Origin of the sequence: Pedobacter aquatilis, from assembly GCF_030409415.1 — a bacterium.
In the GTDB taxonomy this organism is placed as follows: domain Bacteria; phylum Bacteroidota; class Bacteroidia; order Sphingobacteriales; family Sphingobacteriaceae; genus Pedobacter; species Pedobacter aquatilis.
The window spans coordinates 109928-132880 of the sequence record NZ_JAUFPW010000012.1 but is presented as its reverse complement, the minus strand read 5'-3'; the positions used below and the strand labels follow the sequence as shown (position 1 = coordinate 132880).

The 22953-nt window shown below is 35.6% G+C and carries 20 protein-coding genes and 1 pseudogene; 7 read left to right on the top strand and 14 right to left on the bottom strand.

All coding sequences use genetic code 11. The features are described from left to right. Window position 1: 1 nt before the first annotated feature. A complete protein-coding gene (locus QWY86_RS04600; RefSeq protein WP_290239257.1) occupies window positions 2-1204 on the bottom strand; it encodes a GAF domain-containing sensor histidine kinase in 1203 nt (400 codons plus the stop codon). 117 nt (window positions 1205-1321) lie between these two features. Next, window positions 1322-1984 carry an arylesterase gene (locus tag QWY86_RS04595; RefSeq protein ID WP_290239256.1) on the bottom strand — a complete coding sequence of 221 codons (663 nt, stop codon included), beginning with the start codon at window positions 1982-1984 and terminating at the stop codon, window positions 1322-1324. Between the two features lie 120 nt (window positions 1985-2104). On the opposite strand from QWY86_RS04595, the gene QWY86_RS04590 reads away from it, so the two are divergent. The 4 genes from QWY86_RS04590 (at window position 2105) to QWY86_RS04575 (ending at window position 8429) form a co-directional block, all read left to right on the top strand. Further along, complete coding sequence (locus QWY86_RS04590) at window positions 2105-2794, top strand: ABC transporter ATP-binding protein (protein WP_290239254.1); 690 nt, start codon at window positions 2105-2107, stop codon at window positions 2792-2794. Next, entirely contained in the window at window positions 2787-5327 is a 2541-nt protein-coding gene (locus QWY86_RS04585; RefSeq protein ID WP_290239253.1) for an ABC transporter permease, read from the top strand. Before QWY86_RS04590 ends, QWY86_RS04585 begins: the two co-directional genes overlap by 8 nt. Window positions 5328-5367: 40 nt before the next feature. Further along, entirely contained in the window at window positions 5368-6660 is a 1293-nt protein-coding gene (locus QWY86_RS04580) for a PQQ-dependent sugar dehydrogenase (RefSeq protein WP_290239251.1), read from the top strand. 503 nt (window positions 6661-7163) lie between these two features. After that, a complete protein-coding gene (locus QWY86_RS04575; RefSeq protein WP_290239249.1) occupies window positions 7164-8429 on the top strand; it encodes an Hsp70 family protein in 1266 nt (421 codons plus the stop codon). On the opposite strand, the gene QWY86_RS04570 is transcribed toward QWY86_RS04575, so the two are convergent. Next, window positions 8422-9576, bottom strand: a complete 1155-nt coding sequence (locus QWY86_RS04570; protein ID WP_290239247.1) for a serine hydrolase domain-containing protein — start codon at window positions 9574-9576, stop codon at window positions 8422-8424. The genes QWY86_RS04575 and QWY86_RS04570 overlap by 8 nt on opposite strands. A 43-nt stretch (window positions 9577-9619) precedes the next feature. On the opposite strand from QWY86_RS04570, the gene QWY86_RS04565 reads away from it, so the two are divergent. Beyond that, the gene (locus QWY86_RS04565; protein ID WP_290239245.1) at window positions 9620-10588 is read left to right on the top strand and encodes a DNA adenine methylase; all 969 of its coding nucleotides are present in this window, start codon (window positions 9620-9622) and stop codon (window positions 10586-10588) included. A gap of 3 nt (window positions 10589-10591) precedes the next feature. Here the strand turns inward: QWY86_RS04565 and QWY86_RS04560 are convergent, their stop codons facing one another. The 4 genes and pseudogenes from QWY86_RS04560 to QWY86_RS04545 all read right to left on the bottom strand — a co-directional run bounded on the left by QWY86_RS04560 (window position 10592) and on the right by QWY86_RS04545 (window position 13397). Further along, window positions 10592-11005: a DUF7004 family protein gene (locus QWY86_RS04560; protein ID WP_435406624.1), complete on the bottom strand. Its 414-nt coding sequence runs from the start codon at window positions 11003-11005 to the stop codon at window positions 10592-10594. After that, a pseudogene (locus tag QWY86_RS20190) lies at window positions 11002-11076 on the bottom strand (hypothetical protein); the annotation flags it as partial. The gene QWY86_RS04560 and the pseudogene QWY86_RS20190, both read right to left, overlap by 4 nt. A gap of 58 nt (window positions 11077-11134) precedes the next feature. Next, the gene (locus tag QWY86_RS04550) at window positions 11135-12976 is read right to left on the bottom strand and encodes a M56 family metallopeptidase (protein ID WP_290239239.1); all 1842 of its coding nucleotides are present in this window, start codon (window positions 12974-12976) and stop codon (window positions 11135-11137) included. Between the two features lie 28 nt (window positions 12977-13004). Then, window positions 13005-13397 (bottom strand): BlaI/MecI/CopY family transcriptional regulator, encoded by a 393-nt coding sequence (locus tag QWY86_RS04545; RefSeq protein ID WP_290239237.1) that lies wholly within the window; start codon window positions 13395-13397, stop codon window positions 13005-13007. Between the two features lie 160 nt (window positions 13398-13557). Between QWY86_RS04545 and QWY86_RS04540 the strand changes: the two genes are divergently transcribed. Then, on the top strand, window positions 13558-14928 hold the full coding sequence (locus QWY86_RS04540) for a hypothetical protein (RefSeq protein WP_290239235.1): 1371 nt from the start codon (window positions 13558-13560) through the stop codon (window positions 14926-14928). 5 nt (window positions 14929-14933) lie between these two features. Here the strand turns inward: QWY86_RS04540 and QWY86_RS04535 are convergent, their stop codons facing one another. Together QWY86_RS04535 and QWY86_RS04530 are read right to left on the bottom strand one after the other, a co-directional pair. Then, complete coding sequence (locus tag QWY86_RS04535; RefSeq protein WP_290239233.1) at window positions 14934-15332, bottom strand: GlcG/HbpS family heme-binding protein; 399 nt, start codon at window positions 15330-15332, stop codon at window positions 14934-14936. Between the two features lie 168 nt (window positions 15333-15500). Beyond that, a complete protein-coding gene (locus QWY86_RS04530) occupies window positions 15501-16355 on the bottom strand; it encodes an NAD(P)-dependent oxidoreductase (RefSeq protein ID WP_290239231.1) in 855 nt (284 codons plus the stop codon). A gap of 93 nt (window positions 16356-16448) precedes the next feature. On the opposite strand from QWY86_RS04530, the gene QWY86_RS04525 reads away from it, so the two are divergent. Then, complete coding sequence (locus QWY86_RS04525; protein WP_290239230.1) at window positions 16449-17549, top strand: DNA alkylation repair protein; 1101 nt, start codon at window positions 16449-16451, stop codon at window positions 17547-17549. Between the two features lie 14 nt (window positions 17550-17563). Here QWY86_RS04525 and QWY86_RS04520 read toward each other — a convergent pair whose 3' ends face one another. From QWY86_RS04520 to QWY86_RS04500, 5 genes are all read right to left on the bottom strand, one after another. Beyond that, a complete protein-coding gene (locus QWY86_RS04520; protein WP_290239228.1) occupies window positions 17564-18031 on the bottom strand; it encodes an NUDIX hydrolase in 468 nt (155 codons plus the stop codon). Between the two features lie 85 nt (window positions 18032-18116). Further along, a complete protein-coding gene (locus QWY86_RS04515; RefSeq protein ID WP_290239226.1) occupies window positions 18117-18308 on the bottom strand; it encodes a hypothetical protein in 192 nt (63 codons plus the stop codon). 97 nt (window positions 18309-18405) lie between these two features. After that, window positions 18406-20484: a glycoside hydrolase domain-containing protein gene (locus tag QWY86_RS04510; protein WP_290239224.1), complete on the bottom strand. Its 2079-nt coding sequence runs from the start codon at window positions 20482-20484 to the stop codon at window positions 18406-18408. 159 nt (window positions 20485-20643) lie between these two features. Next, window positions 20644-21162: a DUF2911 domain-containing protein gene (locus tag QWY86_RS04505; protein ID WP_290239222.1), complete on the bottom strand. Its 519-nt coding sequence runs from the start codon at window positions 21160-21162 to the stop codon at window positions 20644-20646. A gap of 32 nt (window positions 21163-21194) precedes the next feature. Then, on the bottom strand, window positions 21195-22886 hold the full coding sequence (locus tag QWY86_RS04500; protein ID WP_290239220.1) for a sodium:solute symporter family protein: 1692 nt from the start codon (window positions 22884-22886) through the stop codon (window positions 21195-21197). Window positions 22887-22953 lie beyond the last annotated feature (67 nt).

Genomic DNA, 22953 nt, shown 5'->3' with positions numbered 1-22953 from the left:
TTTACGTAAGCGGTATGGTTACTTCAAAGTTTGTACCCCATCCTTCCTGAGATTCTATTTGTATATCGCCATTTAAACTTCTGATATTTTCTACAACCATTGGCAAACCTAAACCGTAACCACGCTCTCCTTTTGTTCCTTTGGTTGTTTCTAGATTTCCAGCTAGTATTTTTTCTACCGCAGTTTCGCTTAAACCATTTCCATTGTCAGAAACGTTCATCTTTAAAGTTTTCGATTTATCCTTTATTTCCAGCCCGAGCTTAACCGTAACCGTTCCATAATCGGAACTAAATTTAATTGCATTGGATATCAGGTTACCAGAAATTTGCAAAAGTTTACTCTTGGCGAATAAAACCTTGGTGTTCATATTTCCAATTGCAACCTTAAAGAAAATGTTTTTAGCCTTTGCCTGTGGAAGGTATAACTTCTCCAACTTATCTTTAAATATGGTCAGGTCAAAATCATCATCTTTTGGAAATTTTTTCCTGCTTAAAATTTCTTCTGACAAGGATAAAACAGCCTTCGTTGTCTTATCTATCATTTCAATATAATCAAGAATGTCTTCAGGTTTTGCTTTATCCATCTTTTTACGAATAATATCAATTATACCCGTAATGCCAGATAGTGGCCCTCTTATATCATGAGCCGTTTTACGCTGATCGCTTTTGTATTCATCCAGTTCAGCCTTTACCCTATGGAGAATTTTCAAATTAATTAGCTTATCAACAACTTCATTTGCAATGAGTTTAAGTAATTCTATTTTATCCTCAGTAAGCCTATTGGTTTTAGTATCCAATACACATAATGCGCCAATATTATGACCATTAGGTGTGGTTAGTGGTACACCAAAATAATACTTTAAGTTTAATGGATTTCCAACGTAGAAGAAATTTTTTAATCTGTCATCCAATGATAAATCATTTACTTCGAAGTGCCCGCTTTCCATAATAGTGTACTGGCAAATCGATTCTTCTCTTGGCATCTGTTCTAAATCGATTCCATAATGAGAAATAGACCATTGTGTAAAAGAATCTATGAGATTCACTAAAGAAATATCAGTGCCGGCAATTTTGGCCGCCAGTGCAGTTAAATGTTCAAAATCGTTTTGAAGATCTGTATAATCAGGGTCGAATTCGGCTAAATCTGCAAGCCTGCTAACTTCATTCTCGGGGATCGGGCGGATGTGTTCTGTAACGGGAGTCATGTAAAATGTTAAAATTTCCGAGCGTACGCCAATTTATAACATTAACTGTTCATTCAAAAATATTTAACGATAAAAATTAAATAATCTTATTTTGCAAAAAAACTGCAATCTGTTAGTTTAAAGCAAAGGTTTTAAAACCACCCAAACATTATCTGCCAAAATTTTATCGCCTTCTGCCGTTGGATGAATTCCATCTGCCTGATTAAGTTTTGCCACACCACCCACCTTATCTAAAAGAAATGGAATTAACGTAGCATTATTTTTTCTTGCAACCTCTGGAAATATATTTTTAAAGTCGCCTGTATACTTGGCACCCATGCTTGGCGGCATTTGCATACCTGCAATAACAATCTTCACTTCGGGATATTTAGCTTTAACCTTATCAATAATACTTTGCAAATTTTTGGCAGTTTCTGCAACTGGCAAACCACGCAAACCATCATTAGAACCAAGTTCCAATACAAAAACATCAATTTTTTGCTTCAATAGCCAATCGATACGGCTTTTGCCTGCAGCAGAAGTTTCACCGCTTAATCCAGCGTTAATTACTTTATAAGGCAATTTCTCTGCATCAATCTTTTGCTGAATTATTGCAGGATAAGCTTCAGTAGGATCTAATCCTAATCCGGCGGTTAAACTTGTACCAAAAAACAAGATTGTTTTTATTGGCGATTCCACTTCGATTGCGCCATTTTTAACGGAATCTTTATCAACAATCTCTTCTGAACTTTTATTGTTTGAGCAGGCTGTAAACATTCCGGCAAAAACAATTAAACTCATTATACGTTTTCGTAACATATCTATAATTTCAATCTCTAATTATCAAAAAACAATATCTTTAACAGCTAAATGCATACTAAGTTTGCTATGTAGCTGTCCTCATATTTAATTATTCAGCCATTGGAAAATATTCTGAACATCCGAAATGTAAGCAAAATTTATCAGAGTGCAGGTCACGATCTTACGGTTTTACATAACATTAACCTGAGCATAGAAACGGGCTCTACTGTTGCCATAACAGGTCCGTCAGGAAGTGGAAAAACTACGCTATTAGGTCTTTGTGCGGGTTTAGACCGAGCTACTGAAGGTAATGTTGAACTTGCCGGAGTTTTACTAGATAAATTATCTGAAGATGAACGGGCTTCATTACGTAACCAACATGTAGGTTTCATTTTTCAGAATTTCCAGTTACTGCCTACGCTAACCGCTCTAGAAAATGTGATGGTACCTTTAGAATTAAGGGGCATAAAAAATATTAAACCCCAAGCTATAGAACTTTTAGACAAAGTTGGATTGGCAGAAAGAGCGCATCATTATCCAATACAACTCTCTGGTGGCGAACAACAAAGGGTTTCTTTGGCAAGGGCATTTTCCAACAAACCAGCCATTTTATTTGCTGATGAACCAACTGGAAATCTTGATGCCGAAACAAGTGAAAAAATTATAAAACTGCTATTCGATTTAAATACAGATGCGGGTACAACACTGGTTATTGTAACGCATGATTTGGATTTGGCATCGAGAACAAGCAGAGTTATAAAAATGAAAGGTGGATTAATCATCGCTGACGAAAATCCGAGTTATGCATAATCAAATAAAACAAACCGTTCCGCTATCCTGGATTTTCAAAATGGCTTGGCGAGACAGCCGCAAAAACCGTTCACGCCTACTCCTTTTTATCTCCTCTATCGTTTTAGGAATTGCCGCACTTGTAGCTGTTTATTCTTTTAAGGATAATCTGCAAAGCGATTTAGACCGGCAGGCGAAAGAACTAACCGGTGCCGATTTAATTATTGAGAGTCGTAAGGCAATAAACAAGCAAACGGAAGCCAAACTAAAAACCATGGGCGATGATAGGGCAACTGAAAGTACATTTGCCTCGATGGTTTATTTTTTAAAAGGTGGAGGAAGCCGATTGGTGCAAATGAAAGCCCTGCAAGGTAATTATCCATTTTATGGAACAATAGAAACCACACCATTAAGCGCTGCAAAAAGTTTTTTTAAAGGCCGTGATGCTTTGGTTGATAAAACGCTAATGCTTCAGTTTGGTGCAAAAACGGGAGATTCGATTATTGTCGGCGAGTTAAAATTTAAAATTGCCGGAACTTTAGATAAAGCACCCGGGCAAACCGGAATTGCAGCAAGCGTTGCGCCAATTGTATATATTCCTTTAAAATATCTCGATAAAACCGGGTTGGTAAAAACCGGAAGCAGAATAAATTATAAGTTTTATTATAAGTTTAATAGTGATGATAAACTTAACGAGGTTGTTAAAAATCTTGAATCTAAAGCCGAAAAAGAAGGCTTAGACATTGATACCGTTGCTGAAAGGAAAGAACAAACCGGGCGCTCGTTCAGAGATTTGAATCGCTTTTTAGCACTAACGGGTTTTATTGCTTTATTGCTAGGTTGTGTTGGTGTCGGAAGCGCTATCCACGTTTACATTCAAGAAAAACTTTCTGCAATTGCCACGCTTCGTTGTATGGGCTTAAAAGCTTGGGATGCTTTCTATATTTACCTTATGCAGGTTTCGTTCATCGGAATTATTGCAGCTGCAATTGGTTCGTTATTGGGCACATTGATACAATTTTTGTTACCAATTGTGCTGAAAGATTTTCTCCCGGTAGAAATTACGATGCAAATTTCATGGTCTGCTATTGGACAAGGCTTGTTACTTGGTTTGGTAATATCTGTTTTGTTTGCTTTACCCTCGCTCCTTTCGGTTAGAAGAATTTCTCCGTTAAATGCAATAAGAGCAACATTTGAAAGCAACTCAAGTAAAAGGAGAGATTATTTAAAAGCAATTGTGTATTTGTTAATGTTGGGCTTTGTTGCAGGCTTTACCTATTTACAAATGAAAAGCTGGTTACAAACCTTAGCCTTTACCATTGGGATTTTAATTGCTTTTTTACTGCTCATGGCACTTTCAAGTGTCTTGATGTATCTGGTTAGAAAGCTAATTCCCTCATCATTAAGCTATTTATGGCGACAAGGTTTTGCAAACTTATATCGCCCAAATAACCAAACCTTAATGCTTACGGTATCTATCGGACTATCAACGGCATTCATTTGTACGCTCTATTTCGTTCAGGGGATATTAATCAATCGCGTTACATTATCATCGGGAACCAATCAGCCAAATATGGTTTTGTTTGATATTCAGACTTCCCAAAAGCAAGCCGTTGCAGATTTAACCAAATCTTACAAGTTGCCATTGATGAATCAGGTTCCGGTGATTACCATGCGCATTGAGGAAATTAACGGAAAGAAAGCTGGGCAAGACAGCACCAACAACAGGGCTTTTAGAAATGAACTTCGTGCCACTTATCAGGATACCTTAACGGCTGCTGAAAAAATCGTGGATGGAAAATGGATACCAAAAGTTAATAGCCCGAATGATGTAATTTATATCTCGTTAGATCAGAACTTCGCCCGCAGCATTAAAGTTAAGGTGAACGATAAAATTACCTTTGATGTTCAAGGAATGTTGTTACCTACCGTTGTTGGCAGTTTAAGAGAAGTGAACTGGACCAGACTGCAAACCAATTTCAGGGTTGTATTTCCTGCCGGCGTTTTAGAGCAAGCTCCGCAATTTCATGTATTAATGACCAGGATTCCAAATAGTGAAACTTCTGCTGCATTTCAAGGCAATGTAGTGCGCAAATTTCCAAACATTTCAGTTATCGATTTAGGTTTAGTATTAAAACTACTAGATGAAATATTAAGTAAAATTGGTTTTGTAATTCAGTTTATGGCTGGTTTTAGCATGATAACCGGATGGATAGTTTTAGTATCAGCTGTGCTTACCAGTAAAAATCAAAGGATAAAAGAAAGCATTTTGCTGAGAACAATGGGCGCCAGCAGAAAGCAGATATTGGCCATTAATGTAATTGAATATTTTTTTCTGGGCTTGCTTGCAGCTGCAGCAGGTTTAATTTTGGCATTGGCTGCTAGTTGGGGTCTGGCAAAGTTTAGTTTTGATTCAAACTTTATTCCACCATTCTTGCCAACAATAATATTATTTACAAGCGTTATAGCTTTAGTGGTAATTACCGGTTATTTAAGTAGCAGAAGTATTTTAAATAAACCACCTCTGCAAATATTAAGAAATGAAGCAAGCTAGAGAATAAAATTCCATATAATCGATAGAACCTTTTAACCTGATGAGTGTTAAAGTATTACCATCTATTATGTTAAACCCTAAAATTGAAAACATGATGAAATTAAAACTTTATTACTCACTAATGGTAGCTTCGCTACTGGTATTTACTGCATGTTCTAAGGTAGATGATGGTGGTGTTGATGAACCGGGAACAGAACCAGCTACGGGACCTGGTGTGGAAACAAATGCACCAAATACAAATTACAAGCCTGCATTTAGCGGGCAAACACGAGTTGGAAAAGTAGCTACAACAACGGCCTTTAGTGGTACAGCAATTGCAACTAATCTTTCATCACCCTGGGGAATTACACCACTACCAGATGGAAGATTATTGATAACGGAAAAAGGTGGAACCATGCGTATTGCAACCAATACAGGTACGCTAAGTGCTGCAATAACCGGAGTTCCGGCAGTAAATGCTTCTGGACAAGGTGGTTTATTGGGCTTATGTATCGATCCTCAATTTAGCACAAACCGAATGGTTTATTGGGTATTTTCACTTAACTCAACTGGCGGAACGCAAACCGCGGTAGCAAAAGGGAGGCTTGCAGATAATGAGCGTACAATTGAAAATGCCACGATTATTTACAGAGCTAATCCGGTTTATAACGGAACCTTACATTATGGTGGTAGAATTTTATTCGACCGCACCGGAAATCTGCTCGTAAGTACAGGCGAACGTTCTGATTTAGCGACAAGACCACTCGCTCAATCGGTTTCTGCAGCCTTAGGTAAAATTGTAAGAATTACAACTAGTGGTGCCGCAGCAGCAGGAAACCCAACATTTACAGCCACTGGTGCATTACCTGAACTTTACAGCATGGGTCACCGAAATCCTCAGGGTTTGGCTATTCATCCTACAACCGGAGATTTATGGCAAAGCGAACATGGACCACGAGGCGGTGATGAACTGAATCGAATTCAGCCTGGCAGTAATTATGGCTGGCCAACCATAACTTATGGCATCGAATATGGTGGCGCAGCAATCGGCTCTGCAACACAACAACAAAACGGATTGGAGCAACCCGCTTATTACTGGGATCCAGTAATTTCTCCAAGCGGAATGACTTTTTATAAAGGGAACCGTGTACCGGAATGGCAAAACAATCTTTTTATAGGTTCATTAAGCGGAACTCACATTGTTAGATTAGTAATCGAAAATAATAAAATTATTAGTGAAGAAAGATTATTGAGTGGTGAAGGTCAGCGCTTTAGAGATATTACACAAGGAACTGACAACGCTTTATATGCTGTTACCGATGGTGGAAGATTATATAAAATTGATAAGCAATAGTTCTTATATGTAATTTGAATATAGCAAAGATTTATATTACTAATTCGGTAACTTATTTGCTGAATAAAATTTTAAGTGTTCGTCATTCCCATGAAAATGGGAATCTTAAAGCGATTTGATGACCTTAATTCTTTCTTAATCATTTGGATAAGTCACTAAACTTTGGAAATCGTTCCAATATTGTCTGAGCCAGACTGGCTTTTTCTTTTTGACAACAAAAAGAAACAAAAATTTGCCGGCTCGCTAGATTTCTATTAATGACAGTAGGTTGGCAAATTATTGCAATCCGAAATCTAGACAATGCCGGATAAAAAGTATAACGTAAATATAGTGGTGTGGCTGGACTAAACCTATAGCTTGCTGTAAATATCAGTTCTACGTTAAGTTGAACGTGGGAAAATCATTTTTACATACAGGACTTATTTATTTAAGATTGGAGAATCGACCAATTTTTCATACTTTCGCAACCCCGCCGAAAATCTGTTAAATTAATCTTCTTCGAAATGAGCAAATATCTGTATGGAATCGATTTTGGAACAACCAACTCTGCACTATCTATTTATGATGAGCAAAGAGCAGAAATCATTGATACGATAATTATTCCTTCACTCATTTATTTTCCAGAAAACCACGCACTTGCTGGCGAACAAAAATACGTGGTTGGCGAAAAAGCGATAGAAACCTATTTAGAAGACGGTATGAAGGGTCGTTTTATTAAATCCATAAAACAGATTTTATCGAGAAGTAGCTTTACAGAAACACTAATTCAAAATAAGCGTTACAATGCTTCTGATTTGGTTGCCATTATTTTAACAGAGTTGAAATCAAGAGCAGATAAAATTATTGGCACAGATTGTAAGAAAGCGGTTATCGGTCGTCCGGTATTTTTTGATGATGATAGCAGCCAGAAAGATACGCTTGCTCAAAGCCGACTAAACAAGGCAGCCGAAAAAGCAGGTTTTGAGGAATTAAGATTTCAATTCGAGCCAATTGGTGCAGCATTTGCTTACGAAAAAACGATGAATCAAAAAGAAAATGTTTTGGTTGCAGATATTGGCGGCGGCACAACAGATTTTACTTATTTGGTTCTTGATCCTGCTAAAGTAGGAAGTCTAGACAGGAAAGATGATATGATGGCCACCGGTGGCATTTACATTGGCGGCGATAGTTTCGACTCGGCATTTATGTGGGAACAAGGCACACCTCATTTCGGTAAAAACACACAGTATGAAGCCAGTCCGGGTAAAAAATTAATGGTTCCTAAATCGTTGTTTGCAAATATTTGTACCTGGGACAAAATGAACTTTTTTAATGGTTTGAGAATCAAAAAAGACATCGAAAACTATTATTACTATTCTGGTAACGACCCGAAATTTAAAAACCTGATTACTTTGGTGGATAACAATCTCGGCTATTCAGTCTTTCAATCTATAGAACGTACAAAGATTGAACTTTCTTCGAAAAACCAAAGCAATTTCAAATACAAAAACATGGGCATTTCTATTGATGATAACATCAGTTCATCAGATTATAATGCCATTATTGATAAAGACCTTAAAAGAATTAATGAGTATTTGAATGCGTTTCTGGAGAAGAACAATATTAATCCAGCAGAAATAAATAGCTTGTTTTTAACAGGTGGAACTTCCTTAGTTCCGGCCGTACAAAGTTTATTTAAAACTCGTTTTCCGCATATTAACTTAAACTCTGGCGATAACTTTAAAAGTGTGGCAAAAGGTTTGGCTTACAGCGGGTATCTTTTTAATTAAGCTTTTTAACCAGGTTATTATACACACAATTTATCGCCGCACGAGAAAAATCCGGAAAACCATCCGTATAAGTTGGGTTGCAGCCATTTGTAACAATTACAATTCCGAAATTTTCTTTTTTGGAGAAAAACATGGTGCTGTATAAACCGTAAGCAGAACCAGTATGTCCGGTTAATTCAACACCCGGAATAAGCGAACTGGTTTTTTGCAATGCAAGCCCATATTCCTCAGGTTCAGAAACTTTGGTTTGCATTATTTTCGCACTCTTTCTGGAGATAATTTTCACTTTATTAAATGTACCCAAATTCATATGCATAGCCATATACCTTGCCAAATCAACAGCCGAAATTTTCATTCCGCCAGTTGGCGAAAAAATTGGAGTGCTATAGCCCATAACGTAATTGCTAATTTCTTCTCTTCTGGGCGCATAAGCTTGGGCGGCCTCGGTAAATACGCTGGTTTTCGCATTATACTCATACAAACTTACAAACCGAGTATTATCTAAAGAATCAACGCAATAACCGCCATATAATTTCAATGGATTTAGAATATGGGTTTTCACATATTGGTCGAAACGCTCTCCTGAAATTTTCTCAATCAGCGTACCAACCATATTATAATTTAGATTGCAATAATCGTATGTACTTCCAGGTTCATTATCGCTATAACATTTTGCCCAGTCTGGATTTGTATCTGGATTAATCACATTTAAACTAAAATAACCTTGGCTATCATTTAAACTAGATGTATGCGACATTACCATTTTCAGCGTAATTACCTTATCCGGAAATTTTGGATTTCTGATTTTAAAACCCATCAAATCGCCAAAATCATCAGATAGTTTCACTTTTCCTTTCTCTAACAACTGCATGATAGAAGTTGCCGAAAATGATTTTGAAATGGAAGCAATACGGAAAATATTCTGTTCGGTTAAGGCTTCATTTCGCTCGATATTTTTTAAGCCATAAGCTTTGCTAAAAACTACTTCGTTACCTTTAACAACTGCTAATGAAACACCAACATTTTTGTAGCGCTCCATTATATTTTTAAATTCAGCTTCGAATTTTAAATACTGACTAAAAGCTTGTGCAGATGATAGCAAGCAAAATGCGAATAAGCAAATGGTGCGGAACAACTTTGTTCTCATTTTTAACAGGGTTTGGACTTAATTGTGTAAACTAAAGTATCTTTTGAATTACAGATCAATCTATTTTTATAACTTGCGTATTCATTCAGCAGCCTTTAAACCATTGCCAAACCATACAAAATCAATTATAGCAAAACCATTTTTAAAATGGGCAGGAGGAAAAACACAATTAATTCCTGCCATTGAAAAGTACTTACCCGAAAATATAAAAACTTTACAGGATTTAACCTACGTTGAACCATTTATTGGCAGTGGTGCGGTATTTTTCTGGTTTATTCAAAATTTCGAAGTAAAAGAGGCTATTATTAATGATGTAAATGCTGATTTGATTAATGTCTATCATAGTATTAAAGAGTCACCAAAGGAATTGATTTATCTTTTAGAAGATATTCAAAATCAATACTATGCCTTATTAAATGACGAAGTCAAAAAGAATTATTTTTTAGAAAAAAGAAAGCTATTTAATTCAAAATCAGAGGCAGATATTATTAATGCTGCATTGTTTATTTTCTTAAACAGAACTTGTTTTAACGGTCTTTATCGCGTTAATAAAAAGAATGAGTTTAACGTTCCTTTCGGACGATATGCAAGACCAAAAATTTGCAATGAAACCAATATTTTAGCCATCAGTAAGTTATTGCAAAAGGTTACCATCCTAAACGGCGATTACGAAAGCACGCTTAATTTTGCCTCACATAATGCTTTTTTCTATTTCGACCCACCTTACAAACCTATTAGCAAAACGGCATCTTTTAACGCTTACGCAACTGGAGATTTTAATGATATTGAACAAAAAAGACTTGCTCTTTTTACGGAAAATTTAACCTTGCGAAACAAATTTTGGTTGCTGAGTAATTCTGATCCTAAAAATATTAATGCTGATGATGATTTTTTTGACCAGCTCTACGATAAGCCTGAAAACACAATTTTTAGGGTAAAAGCAAAAAGGATGATTAATTCTAATGCAACTAAACGCGGTGAAATAAATGAGATTTTAATTATGAATTATTAATAATTAAAATCCACTCTCTTTCATAAATAAATCTAATTCTTTCCATTTTTTACCTTTTGAAAAGTTGGCAGCATAAACCGGAGTTAAATGCTGAACGAATACTTGGTGCATACCCAATCGTTTAATGCGTTTTTTCAAAATGGCATGAGCCTTATTTTCTTCGGCAATCATGCCCGCATAAATTACTGTAAACCAAATATTAATTTCAAGCTCATCTTCTGCATATTCTTTTGCTATCGCATCAATTAACCTTAAAATTACCTGACTGATATTTTTATCGGTAAGTGAATAAAATTTAACAAAATCGTTATAGATTTTTTGGTGAGCATATTTTTCGCCCAATTGGTTTAAACGCCCAAAGTATCTGTATCGAGCGGTGCATACCTGCGTTCGTTGGGTTTGGAAATATACACGCAACAATCGTCAAAAGTGCCTTTATCAAATTCGATGCGTGTATTATTAGGAAGTACTTTAATAATTGTAGGCATACCCCTAAAATTTAATTTAAACGGGATGCGTATTAAAGCTACAATTTTTTTCTATAAACTAATTGCGCTTTGAAGTTCCATTTTGATATAAGAAAACACTACTGATACTAGGTAAATATTTGCTTTTATATTTCTGATGAGCTTGTTCACTCTGTTTTTTATCATTCACTATTAAACTGTTTTTATCCAGAAAGAATGAAAATTTGGCTTCATTTTTAATAAGCCCATCCTTTATCATTTCTTTAATAATCTTTTTGTGTTCAGATTCATCCGCATCTGTAACACTTACAGACTCAACAGATGTTTGAGAACTGGTACTAACCGAAGTTTTAGAACTGCTTTTACGAAGTTTCAACTGTTGTTTTACAAAAACTTCTTCATCAGGAGCGATTGGTGGAACTGGGGCTGCTACCGGAACATTAAGTGCGCCATGACTTGGCGGCGCTGGTGGAGTAGGTGGCACAGGAAACTTATTGTTATTTCCACCTCTCTTTTCTCTAGCTTTTTGAATCTCCGCTCTAATTTTTTGCTCTACTTCATAACGCTTCTGTTCAGATTCGTAGCGTTTTTGCTCGCTTTCATATTTCTTCTGTTCCGCATCATACTTTTTTTGCTCTACTGCGAATTTTTCATCTGCCAATTTACTTTTCGCATCACCTTCACTTGCTTTAGATTTCAATTCTTGCGATTCCATACGAATTGCAATTTCTTTCTCTAAATCTAAATTGGTTCGTTGCCTTTCAACTTCTTTTTTAACAGCATCGACCTTTTGCTTAACTAATTTATTTTTTAAGGAATCTTGTAAACTTTGAGCAGGTTGATTTAATCTAACATCAACTGTATTTTTCACATAAGTATCTTTCGCACTTAAATTTTTGAACGCTGCTGAAAATACCATAACAGATACTAATGCAGCACTAAGAATTGTTTTTTCCATTCTATTTAGCGTTTTTTGGTTATTGTATAGCATCCGGCTTACCCTTTTGAACAACGGGCTTTTTTTATTGCTAAAAGCCATCGCATATTTTGGTGCATTTAATTGAAATTCCTGACAAACGATTAATGCCTTGACATAATTTTTCTTGTTTTCTATTTTTGCTACTGCTAAATCATCACAACAATTTTCACGTTCATCACGAATGAGTTTTGATAGCCAAATCACGGCTGGATTAAAGAAAAATATTATTTCTACAAAACTTTGTAAAAGGTTAACCAGGTAATCCTTACGTTTAATGTGCGCCAATTCATGGTATAAAATGGCTTCAACTTCTTCTGTTGAAATACTATTCAGTAAGCCCAATGGAATCAGGATTAGAGGCTTAAAATGACCTATGACCATTGGCACTTGCGCCAAACCAGATTGCATGATTCCTATCTTTATTTTAATGCCAAATTGATGAGCCAAAACATCCAATTTCTCTTCCCAAACTATTCCAGCGGCATATATTTTGTTTCGCTTTAAGTGGTACACACCGTTTAAGCCAACAAACAAATGAATGCTCTTAATGCAAATCACAATAAGCCATAAAAGGACAATTTCCGGTGAGTAGATATTCCAAATATTCATCAGACCATCAATACCAGCTTCAATTTTATTTGCAGCAATGCTATTTGGTGTTGAAATTGATTCAGCAATTTGTTCAGTTGCCGAAGCCCGAATTTTTAGTATTTCCGGATAATTAAAAGACTTGCAAAACACAAATGAAACCGCCAATACAAACAAAAACATTGCACCAGTTAGCAAATTATAGCGCAGGCCTGCTGTAGCTTTTCTGGTAGAGAAAATAATTATTGCTACCAAAAACGATAGTAATAAACCAAGCCAAAGCGAGTGAAATAACATTGCACCAAAAGCGTTTAGCCAATTCGGCGCAAAAATATCTGATAAATTAAACTCCATAATTTGTGGTTCTTTATAAATAATTGATTTAATTATCTAAGTCGTTAAGCAATTTTTTGATTTTATCAATATCTTCCTTAGAGGTTTTTTCATTGCCAAGTAATTGCATAACTAAAGAAGAAGCGGAGCCTTTGTAAAGCGTACTTACAAACCTGTCTAATAATTGATTTTTAGTTTTAGATTCTGCTTCAACCGGAATGTAAATGTGTTTCATTTGGCTTTCATCACGCCTCAAAATACCTTTTTCAGTTAAAATTTGCATCTGTTTAAGGGTAGATGTATAATTCACTTCCCGCTGCTCATTTAACTTATCATTTACAAAACGAACGGTAGAGGGACCAAACTCCCACAAAACCTGAAGGATTTCTAACTCGGCTTTTGTAGGTTCTGGTAAATTATTATCTCCATTATTTATTTTCATACTCCTAAGGTACGATGTTTTTCGTACGAAACAAATATTATTTATTTTTTCTTTTCAATATTTCAAAAATTATATAAATCATTTTATAAATGATGTAACATCACGAAAATAAATCAGCATAATTTTGCACTACATACAAGAAATCATTAATCAACTCTATATGGATTTGAAAATCAAATTATTCGGTATTTTATTTATCGGTATTACCTCGATAGCAAATGCACAACATGAAATGCATCAATCTGCCAAAAAGGATACGGCTAAAAATAAGGTTGATACCAGTATGAAACACATGGACCATGACATGCATAATATGAAAGATGCTACGCCAATGAGCCATGCCTATTCTCTAAATTTACCAATGAATAGAAATGGTTCAGGAACTTCATGGTTACCAGATGTTGCACCTATGTACGGCATAATGCTCCATTCGAAAAAATGGATGTTTATGCTACATGGAAACATAGCTTTACGATACACTAAGCAAGATGTTGGAAACAAAGGCAGCAGAGGTGGCGATAAATTTGATGCGCCGAACTGGTTTATGGCAATGGGACAGCGTAAAGTTGGCAAAAAGGGCTTGTTGCACTTTGGTGCCATGCTTTCTTTTGATAGATTAACCGAAGGTGGCGCAGGTTACCCACTATTGTTTCAAACCGGAGAAAGCTGGAAAGGAATTCCCTTGGTTGATAAGCAACATCCGCACGATTTATTTTCTGAGCTCTCTATAGCCTACACATATGCTTTTTCGAAGAAATCGGATCTTACTTTTTACTTGGGTTATCCCGGTGAACCCGCTTTAGGTTCTGTCGCCTTTATGCACCGTCCATCTGCACTTGCAAACCCCGATGCCCCAATATCACACCATTGGAATGATGGTACACACATTACTTTTGGAGTTGCTACAGTAGGTTTTAGATATAATAAAATTAAAATAGAAGCTTCTTCTTTTACTGGCAGAGAGCCTGATGAAAATCGTTTTGACTTTGACAAACCACGATTTGATTCATATTCTGCCAGATTATCTTTCAACCCGAATAAAAATTGGGCTTTGCAAGTTTCGCAAGGTTGGATTAAAAGCCCAGAAATACTTCACGATAATGAGAATGTTAACCGAACCATCGCATCGGCAATTTACGCTTTGCCAATGGGCGATGAAAAAAACTTAAACGCAACCGCTTTATGGGGCTTGAATAAAAGCAAGGGCCATGAAGGTGAAAATGCTGTGCTTTTGGAAGCTGCTTACCGAGTTAAAAAACTTTCGATCTATAGTCGTTATGAGTGGGTTCAAAAATCAGCAGAAGAATTAAACCTGGATGAAAATAGTTTTAATAAGAACTTATTCGGCGTTAATGCTTTGAGCTTAGGTTTAAACTACGATGTATTTAAATTTTCCAAATTCCGCTCGGCGATAGGTGGGCAGTTTTCTATCTATAGCACCAATAGTGCCTTAGATAATCTCTATGGAAAAAATCCCATCGGTGGGCAAATTTTTTTGCGTTTTTATCCTAATTTAATGAATAGAAATTAGTGAAATTAAACCGCCTCTGCTCCGGCAACAGCAACTTCGTGATCATCATCTACTGTACTTCCAGATACACCAATTGCACCGATTATTTCGCCATCTGAGTTTTTTAGAATAACCCCACCCGGAAAAGTTATTAGCCCGCCATTTGAATGCTCTATGTTAAATAATGCTTCACCCGGCTGTACAAGTGGTGTCAATGCTTTTGTATCCATTTGAAACCATGCCGCTGTTTTAGCTTTTTTTAGCGAAATATCAACAGAACCAATCCAACTGTTATCCATATGTACAAAAGCAACTAAATTACTACCTGAATCTACAACAGCAATATTCATTTTGGTATCAATGGCTGAAGCTTTTTCCTTTGCCGCTGCAATTACTTTTTCTGCTTGTTCTAATGTGATGTTCATAACTTTTAGATTTGATTGTTAAATCTCTAACAAGTCAAACAAACTAAAGTTTTGCAATATTATTAGATAGGCACAACTTTGCGAAGTGTGTTGGTTACTACGTAAATGAATAATTATGTTTTACTAGTTTGCGTAAAACCATTAAAACATAAAGTTTTTCACCAATAACTAAGCTTTCAACGCTTTTAAGACAGCGATAATATCCTCACTTCCATATGCTTGACTAGCATCTTCATAAGTTTTGAGTGCAGCTTGAGCGAGTGGAGATGCTAAGCCTTCAGATTTAGCTAAGTTTAAGTCTTTAACGATATGTTTCAAGGCAAAAGCAGCGTTGTAATTATCATTTACAATTGCCTCGCCTTTTATTTTGCTGAAAACATTACCTAAAGCACTATTTTCTATCAAAGTAAGTAAATTTTGGGTGTCGATATTTTTCGATTGAGCGAATAAAACTGCTTCAGCCAAACCTTGCGCATGTAATGCTAAAAGTCCGTTTATGGCAAGCTTAGCATTATTCCCTGCACCTGTTTCGCCAACGAGTTTTGCTAGTTTTCCAAGTTTTTCAAAAACAGGTTTAACCTGATTGAAAGTCGTTTCTTTTCCACCAACCATGATTACTAAGGTTCCGGTTTCTGCTTGCTTAACGCTGCCAGATACAGGAGCATCCAAATAATCGCCACCTTTTGCTATACACAGCAAAGCCATTTCTTTACTTATGCCAGGCGAAACTGTACTCATATTTACGATAATCTTATGGCTTAAATCATGTTTCAGCAAACCATCTGTTCCGGTAAAGATTTGTTTGATTGCTTCATCATCAGAAACCATCACGAAAACGATCTCATTCTCGGTTATCAAATCAGCCGGATGAGCAGCTAAACTCGCACCCATATTTAAAAGTGCTTGTTCTTTATCCTTACTTCGGTTGAAAACCGTTACCTTATAACCTGCCTTAATTAACTGTGCCGACATTGGATTACCCATATTACCCAGTCCAATCCATCCGATATTAAATTTTTCCATTAAGCAAATATCAACAAAATACTAACCGAATTGTGCAAAAGCTTTTTTAAACGCTGTTAAAATTATCATTTAATTTGTGATTCAATTACAGATATGAGCTACCTTCTAAAAGATTTATTCGCTCCAAATTTTTACGAAAATTTATCTAACGTATTCGTTAAAACCTTAAATGGCTTCGATAGGGATAAGTTTATCAAAATGATTTACGTTGAGGACTTTGAATCAAAAGCACTTAAAGAAAGGATGAAGCATACCACACTTGTTTTGCATCATTTTATGCCACAAAACTTTACTCAGTGTGTTTTAATCCTTGATAAAATCATCAATCAATTGAGAATTGAACGCATTGGCGAAGATTCTTTGCCTTATATGTTTCTTCCCGATTACATCGAAACTTATGGCTTAGATGATTTTGAAAGTGCAGTAAAAGCGCTTGAATTCACTACACAATTTATAAGTTGCGAATTTGCCGTTCGCCCTTTTGTTTTAAAATATCGAGATGCAATGCTTGAGGTAATGCTAAATTGGTCGACACATGAAAATCATAAAGTAAGAAGATTGGCAAGTGAAGGTAGCAGACCTCGATTACCTTGGGCTATGGGTATTCCAGCTTTAAAAAAAGATCCTTCTGACATATTACCAATTTTAGAAAACTTAAAAGCAGATACTTCTGAATATGTACGAAGAAGTGTAGCCAATAACCTAAACGATATTGCAAAAGATCATCCATCTGTTGTGCTGGAAATTGCAAAGCGATGGTCGGGATTAAGTAAGGATACAGATGCTATTGTAAAGCATGGAAGCCGAACCCTTTTAAAACAAGGGCATTCGGAAATTTTAAAACATTATGGATTGAGCGATAAAGGCATAAATCTTTCAAATTTCAAGATTTTAACCCCGGTTGTAAATATTGGCAGTCATTTGGAGTTTTCCTTCAGTATCGCTAATGAAAATACTGCCCCACAAAAAGTTAGATTGGAATATGGTATTTACTATATGAAACAAAATGGCCAATTGAGTAAAAAGGTATTTAAAATTTCTGAACGTGATTATTTACCTGGCGGAAGTTTAGTGATTAACCGAAGACAAAAATTTGTACTCATTACAACAAGAAAATTTTATCCAGGTAAGCATCGAATTTCCATTATCATCAACGGTATTGAAAAGGAAATATCGGACTTTGAGTTAGTGTAGAACAGATTAAGAATCTATAATTTTTCATCTTTAAATCGCTGCATTACTTCCTCAAGAAAAGGGATTTGCCTTTCATTAATTTTAATTTTCGCCTCTTTATACTTAAACCATTCGCCTTTATCAATTTCGGGAATTTCTATTTTTTTATCGCTTCGCGGAGGCCATTCCATTTCAAAAGTATTGCTTACAATTTTAGAAGCATCAAAGTCGAAATTAATTGCCCAACAGTAAACCTTTTTCCCTCCCTTTTGGATTATTTCTTTTAAAGGGATAAAATCGCCTTCAAGAGCAATAGAAGTTTCTTCCTCAAATTCTCGAATCGCCGCTGCAAGTACTTCCTCATCATCAAGTAACTCTCCTTTCGGTATAGTCCATGTACCGATATCTTTTTTAGCGAAGAAAGGTCCGCCCGGATGAACAAGGAAAAACTCAAACTGCTGCTCAATTATCCTGAATGCTAATATTCCTGCACTTTGTTTCAAAACTTAAATTCTTATATAAATTTAATAAAAAAAGCAACCTGATTTTTTTATCAGATTGCTTTTCATAGTTAAAACTTTTAAACGATTAAAGTAGTCCGTATATACCGTGAGCGTAAGTACGCAAAGATTCTGAAACCGTTTTCATCTTTTCTGGAGACGGTCCCTTCACTTTATAAGCTTCTGGGTGCATTGTATTTTGATTGTTATGATTTTGTTCTACAACGCTTTTACGTGAAAGCGTATCATTCTGGTTTTCGTCTGTTTTCAAAGGAGCCATGTGCTATAAATTTTCTTCAAGAACACGGCTCGAATCAATATTGTTTTACACTAAGTATAAAAAATATCAATCTCACTAAAAACCAACAAACAGCGAATTATTTTTCAAGACTTGATATCCAGTTTTCAGTTTCTGAAACCACTACCGGAGTTGCTGAAGCGACAATTTTCAATATTCCTCCTTCGTTAATTTCATCTTGGGTAATATAATTCTTGTTAAATTTTTTTCCATTGAGGAAAACAGTCTGTATGTATTTATTTTTCAAATTGAAATTTTCTACCTCAACCTTAAAAGTTTTACCAGCTTTAACCTGATAGGTGACTGATTTAAAAAGTGGAACATTTAAGTAATAAACCGGCCAACCTACGCAAGGAGGAGAAAATCCGCTTGCTGTAAAAACATACCATGCAGACATTGCACCTGCATCATCATCCATTGTACGTACGTAAGCTTGTGGCTTATTTTGGTAAATCTTACCGATAAAAGAACCAATGCCTCTGCTGTTATCATTAAAATAATTCTGAATAACAGTATCAGCAGCAAGCTGGTGCATCCAATCTTGAGATTTATAACCAGATTTAGTAACATTATACATTAATGGTGCTTGTAAATCGGGTTCGTTTGCATGGTTGTACAAATCTTTTTCGAAGAAAGTATCTAAGTTCTTGAGGTAATTTTGCTCTCCTCCATCAAGTTCAATCAAACCTTTAAAATCGTAAGGCACAAACCAACGATACTGCCATATTGTGCCTTGATACAAACCTCTGGCTTGCATTCTGTCAACATCATTCTTCGATAAATCTTTAAAATCTTTATTCCAATAGTTTTTATATTCCAAAGTTTTATTTAAGTAGTACGCTGATTTTTCTTTGTTATTTTGAATTTTAAAAATCTCTGAAAGCGCCCAGTTGTCGTAGCTTGATTCTAAAGCCTTATCTGGCGATTTATAATCCAAACCATTAACCTCTTTCATTAAAGAATCGGTTATATTTTTAAAATCAACCTCATAACCTTTGCGGTAAGCATCTAACAAAACAACTATACCATGCTCAGTTCGAACTGTATTTGATGGTTCAGTTTGCGTTGCGTAATCTTTCTTACCTGAGTTATATAAATCAGCAATGGAAGTCACAATTCCCTGATAACGATCTGGAGATATAATTGAAAGTAGTGGTAATTGCGTACGGTAATTATCCCAAATAGCCCAACCATTATATCGTGTTTGTGAATCCTTTTTTAACTCACCTTTTGTATTACGATATTGCCCGTTCTTTTCAGAAATAACATATGGCGATTGCATGGTTCGGTAAAGCATAGAATAAAATAGCTTGGCACTTTCCAAATCTCCATCAACGGCTATTTTGCTCAGGTTACTATTCCAGTCCTTACTGCTTTGAACTCTCATTTGCTCAAAAGCGCCTGTCTTAATTGATTTTTTAGCCGCATCTACACTCACAGAAGAAAATGCTATGTTAATGCCTGCCGATGTAGATGCGCTATTTAACATGGCAATCAGTTTGTGATTATTTAGTTCTTTCCAAGTTGCATTTCCTTCAAGCACCAAATAATAGTAAAGACGATATTTCCCAACATTACAAGTAGTTTTAGACACTAAAGTTCCGCTTACAATATTGGCATTTATCTCATGTTCTTCTGAAACAAAAGCGCCATTAAACGCATAACCTAAATCTAAATAAAATCCCTTTTCTCCTTTTGGAAATTGATAAGCATGTTTTCCGGCATTGCCCAGAACTGTTAATTGTGTTTTAATCTGATTCTCAAATCCAACTTCATAATATCCCGGTGATGCCTTTTCAGTTGATTTTATTAAGATTGATTTTGATGGCTCTGTTCCTAAAAATGGTTTTATTAGGATATTGCCACCAGAACCCTGGCAACCAACGCCTTCAAAACGGTTATGTGTAAACCCTTCGAATTTCTTAGCCAAATACTCGTATCCGGTGTGGGTTTTAGGATAAGTTTGCGGGCAGATACTTAACATACTAAAAGGATATGATGCTGCCGGCGACATTTGGCCATGATCTCCCGATGAGCCTAAAAAAACGTTCACTAAATCTACAGGCCTTGTGTTAGCAATTGAAAAATTAGTTGATTTGCTTTGAGCTAAAACGTTTAAGTAAATTAAAAAGCAAATGGCGGTTAAAATTCTTCTCATCTTTAATATCAATAAATTATTTGGGATTTATGCTGGCTAAATTATGTAATTTAAGGTTAAAATAGCGTTATATTTTATCTTCTTTACACAGCATCAAATACCAATAAAAAAAGCCATTCTGAAAAATCAGAATGGCTTTAACATTTTATTAATAATGTACTATTTTATAGCTACTGGAACTGAAACTTTATCCCAATCCATTGTGAAGCCAGCTTTATTTACCTTATAAACCAATGTTTCTTGAGTTGCTTTTAAAGGTTTCACTTTTACATCAACACGCAAAGCATCTTTTGCTTCTTCATATTTATAAGCACCCCATTGTTTAGGTTCTTTGTTAAAAATTGCAGTCCATGTTCCACTTTCTTTAGGAATTAAGAAAAAGCTGTATTTACCAGCTGGTAAAGCTTTTCCTTGAACGGTAATATTTTTATCGGTTTCAAAAGTTGTAGCTTCGTTAGCACCTGCACGCCAAACTACATCATACTTTTCTAATCCGCCCCAAATTTTACGACCTTTTACAGATGGGCTGCTATATGCAATTGTGATGGTCGCATCTTTTATTTTGCCAGTAGCAGTAGCTGCCGGACTAGCTGGTTTTTTTGCTTCTTGAGCCATTGCACTTACTGAAATTGTGATCGCAGCAAACAATAGGGAAACTGATTTAATCATTGTTTTCATAGTATTTCTTATTTGTTTTTGTTGTTTTGATTTTACGAATTTAAGGCTTTAGGTCGATAAAATAATAATCCTAAAGTCGAAAAAGCGATTACAGCAGCAGCCCCAATTACATTTAACCACAAAAAGGAAACTACATCGAATTCATAAACGGCAATTACTGCAATTTCTGATAGAATTGCAGAAATAAAAACTAATGTTCCATTAATTCTCTTAAAGTAGAATGCTACAAGAAAGATTCCTAAAATCGGGCCATAAAAGAGTGAGCCTAAAACATTAACGGCTTCTATAAGAGAACCCATTTGAGTGGCAAACATGGCAACGGCAATGGAAAAAATTCCCCATCCTAAAGTATGTAATCTACTGTATTTAAGTTCAACTTCATCATCTATTTGCTTTTTACTAAAAATTAGATGCACATCTTTTAAGGAACATGCTGCAAGCGAATTTAATGCTGCAGAAATAGAACCCCAACTCGCCAGAAAAATCACAGCAAATAGTAAGCCTATCATACCAACCGGGAGTGTATTTTTAACAAAGTACAGGAAAATATAATTGGTATCCGTTTTCTCTGCATTGTAATTTGAGTTGTTAATTGCTTCCTCTACCCTACTATGTAAATTTTTTACTTCGCCTTGCGTAATTTTGAAACTGGCAATTGTTGAATTTAATTGTGACGAATGATTTTCTCTCTGGCTTAATATGGCTTTGGATTGTGTATTAAATTTAGCTTCTAATATTTTATGTTCGTTTTCAAATGCTGAAGCTTGCTGAGGTTTATTTTCTTTTAAAAACTGGTAAGAACGTTCGTTAAAATAAATTGGGGCAGGTTTTAATGAGAAGAATGCAAAAAGTAATGCTCCTATTAACAGAATGGCAAACTGCATTGGTATTTTAACCAAACCGTTTAAAAGTAAACCCATTTTTGCATTTGTATTGTCTTTGGCTGTAATGTATCGCCCAACTTGGCTTTGGTCGGTACCGAAATAAGATAGCGCTAAAAAAAATCCTCCGATTAAACCACTCCAAATGTTGTATTTATCTTTCCAATCAAATTCAGTTGTAATTACGTTTAACTTTCCAGATTTTCCTGCAAGGTATAAGGCATCACCAAAACCAATTCCATTGGGCATATTTTGCACCAACAAGTAACCTGCGAAAGTCATCGTACCTAAAATAATCAGAAACTGAAGCTTTTGTGTATGTGCAATTGCTTTTGCACCACCAACATAAGTGTAAATTAAAAGTATTCCACCTGTTAAAATATTAGTTAAATAAATATTCCAGTTTAAAACGCTTGATAAAATTATACTTGGGGCATAAATGCTTATCCCGGTAGATAAACCACGAGAAAAAAGGAAAAGCAATGACGTAAGTACTCTGGTTTTTTTATCGAACCGATTTTCCAAATACTCGTATGCGGTATAAACGCTTAAACGTTGAAAGATTGGAATAAAAGTGATGCAAATTACAATCATCGCCAATGGCAAACCAAAGTAGTATTGCACAAAACGCATTCCATCGGTATACGCTTGTCCGGGGGCGGATAAAAATGTTATTGCACTGGCTTGCGTTGCCATAATGCCGAGTAATACAATATACCATGGCATTTTGCTATCAGCCTTTAAATAAGACTCATTACTTTTTTGCCCACGACCGATATAAACTCCATAGACGACTACAGCAAGTAAGGTAAATATTAGAACAATCCAATCTATATTACTCATGCCCAGAATTTAGTAAACAAGTAATAAAATACGATTTGAAACACTAAGGCTAATGCGAGTAAAATGT

Coding starts and splice junctions, on each gene's coding strand:
- QWY86_RS04600 (WP_290239257.1), bottom strand. CDS start 1,204: ATGACTCCCGTTACAGAACACATCCGCCCGATCCCCGAGAATGAAGTT.
- QWY86_RS04595 (WP_290239256.1), bottom strand. CDS start 1,984: ATGAGTTTAATTGTTTTTGCCGGAATGTTTACAGCCTGCTCAAACAAT.
- QWY86_RS04585 (WP_290239253.1), top strand. CDS start 2,787: ATGCATAATCAAATAAAACAAACCGTTCCGCTATCCTGGATTTTCAAA.
- QWY86_RS04580 (WP_290239251.1), top strand. CDS start 5,368: ATGAGTGTTAAAGTATTACCATCTATTATGTTAAACCCTAAAATTGAA.
- QWY86_RS04575 (WP_290239249.1), top strand. CDS start 7,164: ATGAGCAAATATCTGTATGGAATCGATTTTGGAACAACCAACTCTGCA.
- QWY86_RS04570 (WP_290239247.1), bottom strand. CDS start 9,576: ATGAGAACAAAGTTGTTCCGCACCATTTGCTTATTCGCATTTTGCTTG.
- QWY86_RS04550 (WP_290239239.1), bottom strand. CDS start 12,976: ATGGAGTTTAATTTATCAGATATTTTTGCGCCGAATTGGCTAAACGCT.
- QWY86_RS04545 (WP_290239237.1), bottom strand. CDS start 13,397: ATGAAAATAAATAATGGAGATAATAATTTACCAGAACCTACAAAAGCC.
- QWY86_RS04540 (WP_290239235.1), top strand. CDS start 13,558: ATGGATTTGAAAATCAAATTATTCGGTATTTTATTTATCGGTATTACC.
- QWY86_RS04535 (WP_290239233.1), bottom strand. CDS start 15,332: ATGAACATCACATTAGAACAAGCAGAAAAAGTAATTGCAGCGGCAAAG.
- QWY86_RS04530 (WP_290239231.1), bottom strand. CDS start 16,355: ATGGAAAAATTTAATATCGGATGGATTGGACTGGGTAATATGGGTAAT.
- QWY86_RS04525 (WP_290239230.1), top strand. CDS start 16,449: ATGAGCTACCTTCTAAAAGATTTATTCGCTCCAAATTTTTACGAAAAT.
- QWY86_RS04515 (WP_290239226.1), bottom strand. CDS start 18,308: ATGGCTCCTTTGAAAACAGACGAAAACCAGAATGATACGCTTTCACGT.
- QWY86_RS04510 (WP_290239224.1), bottom strand. CDS start 20,484: ATGAGAAGAATTTTAACCGCCATTTGCTTTTTAATTTACTTAAACGTT.
- QWY86_RS04505 (WP_290239222.1), bottom strand. CDS start 21,162: ATGAAAACAATGATTAAATCAGTTTCCCTATTGTTTGCTGCGATCACA.
- QWY86_RS04500 (WP_290239220.1), bottom strand. CDS start 22,886: ATGAGTAATATAGATTGGATTGTTCTAATATTTACCTTACTTGCTGTA.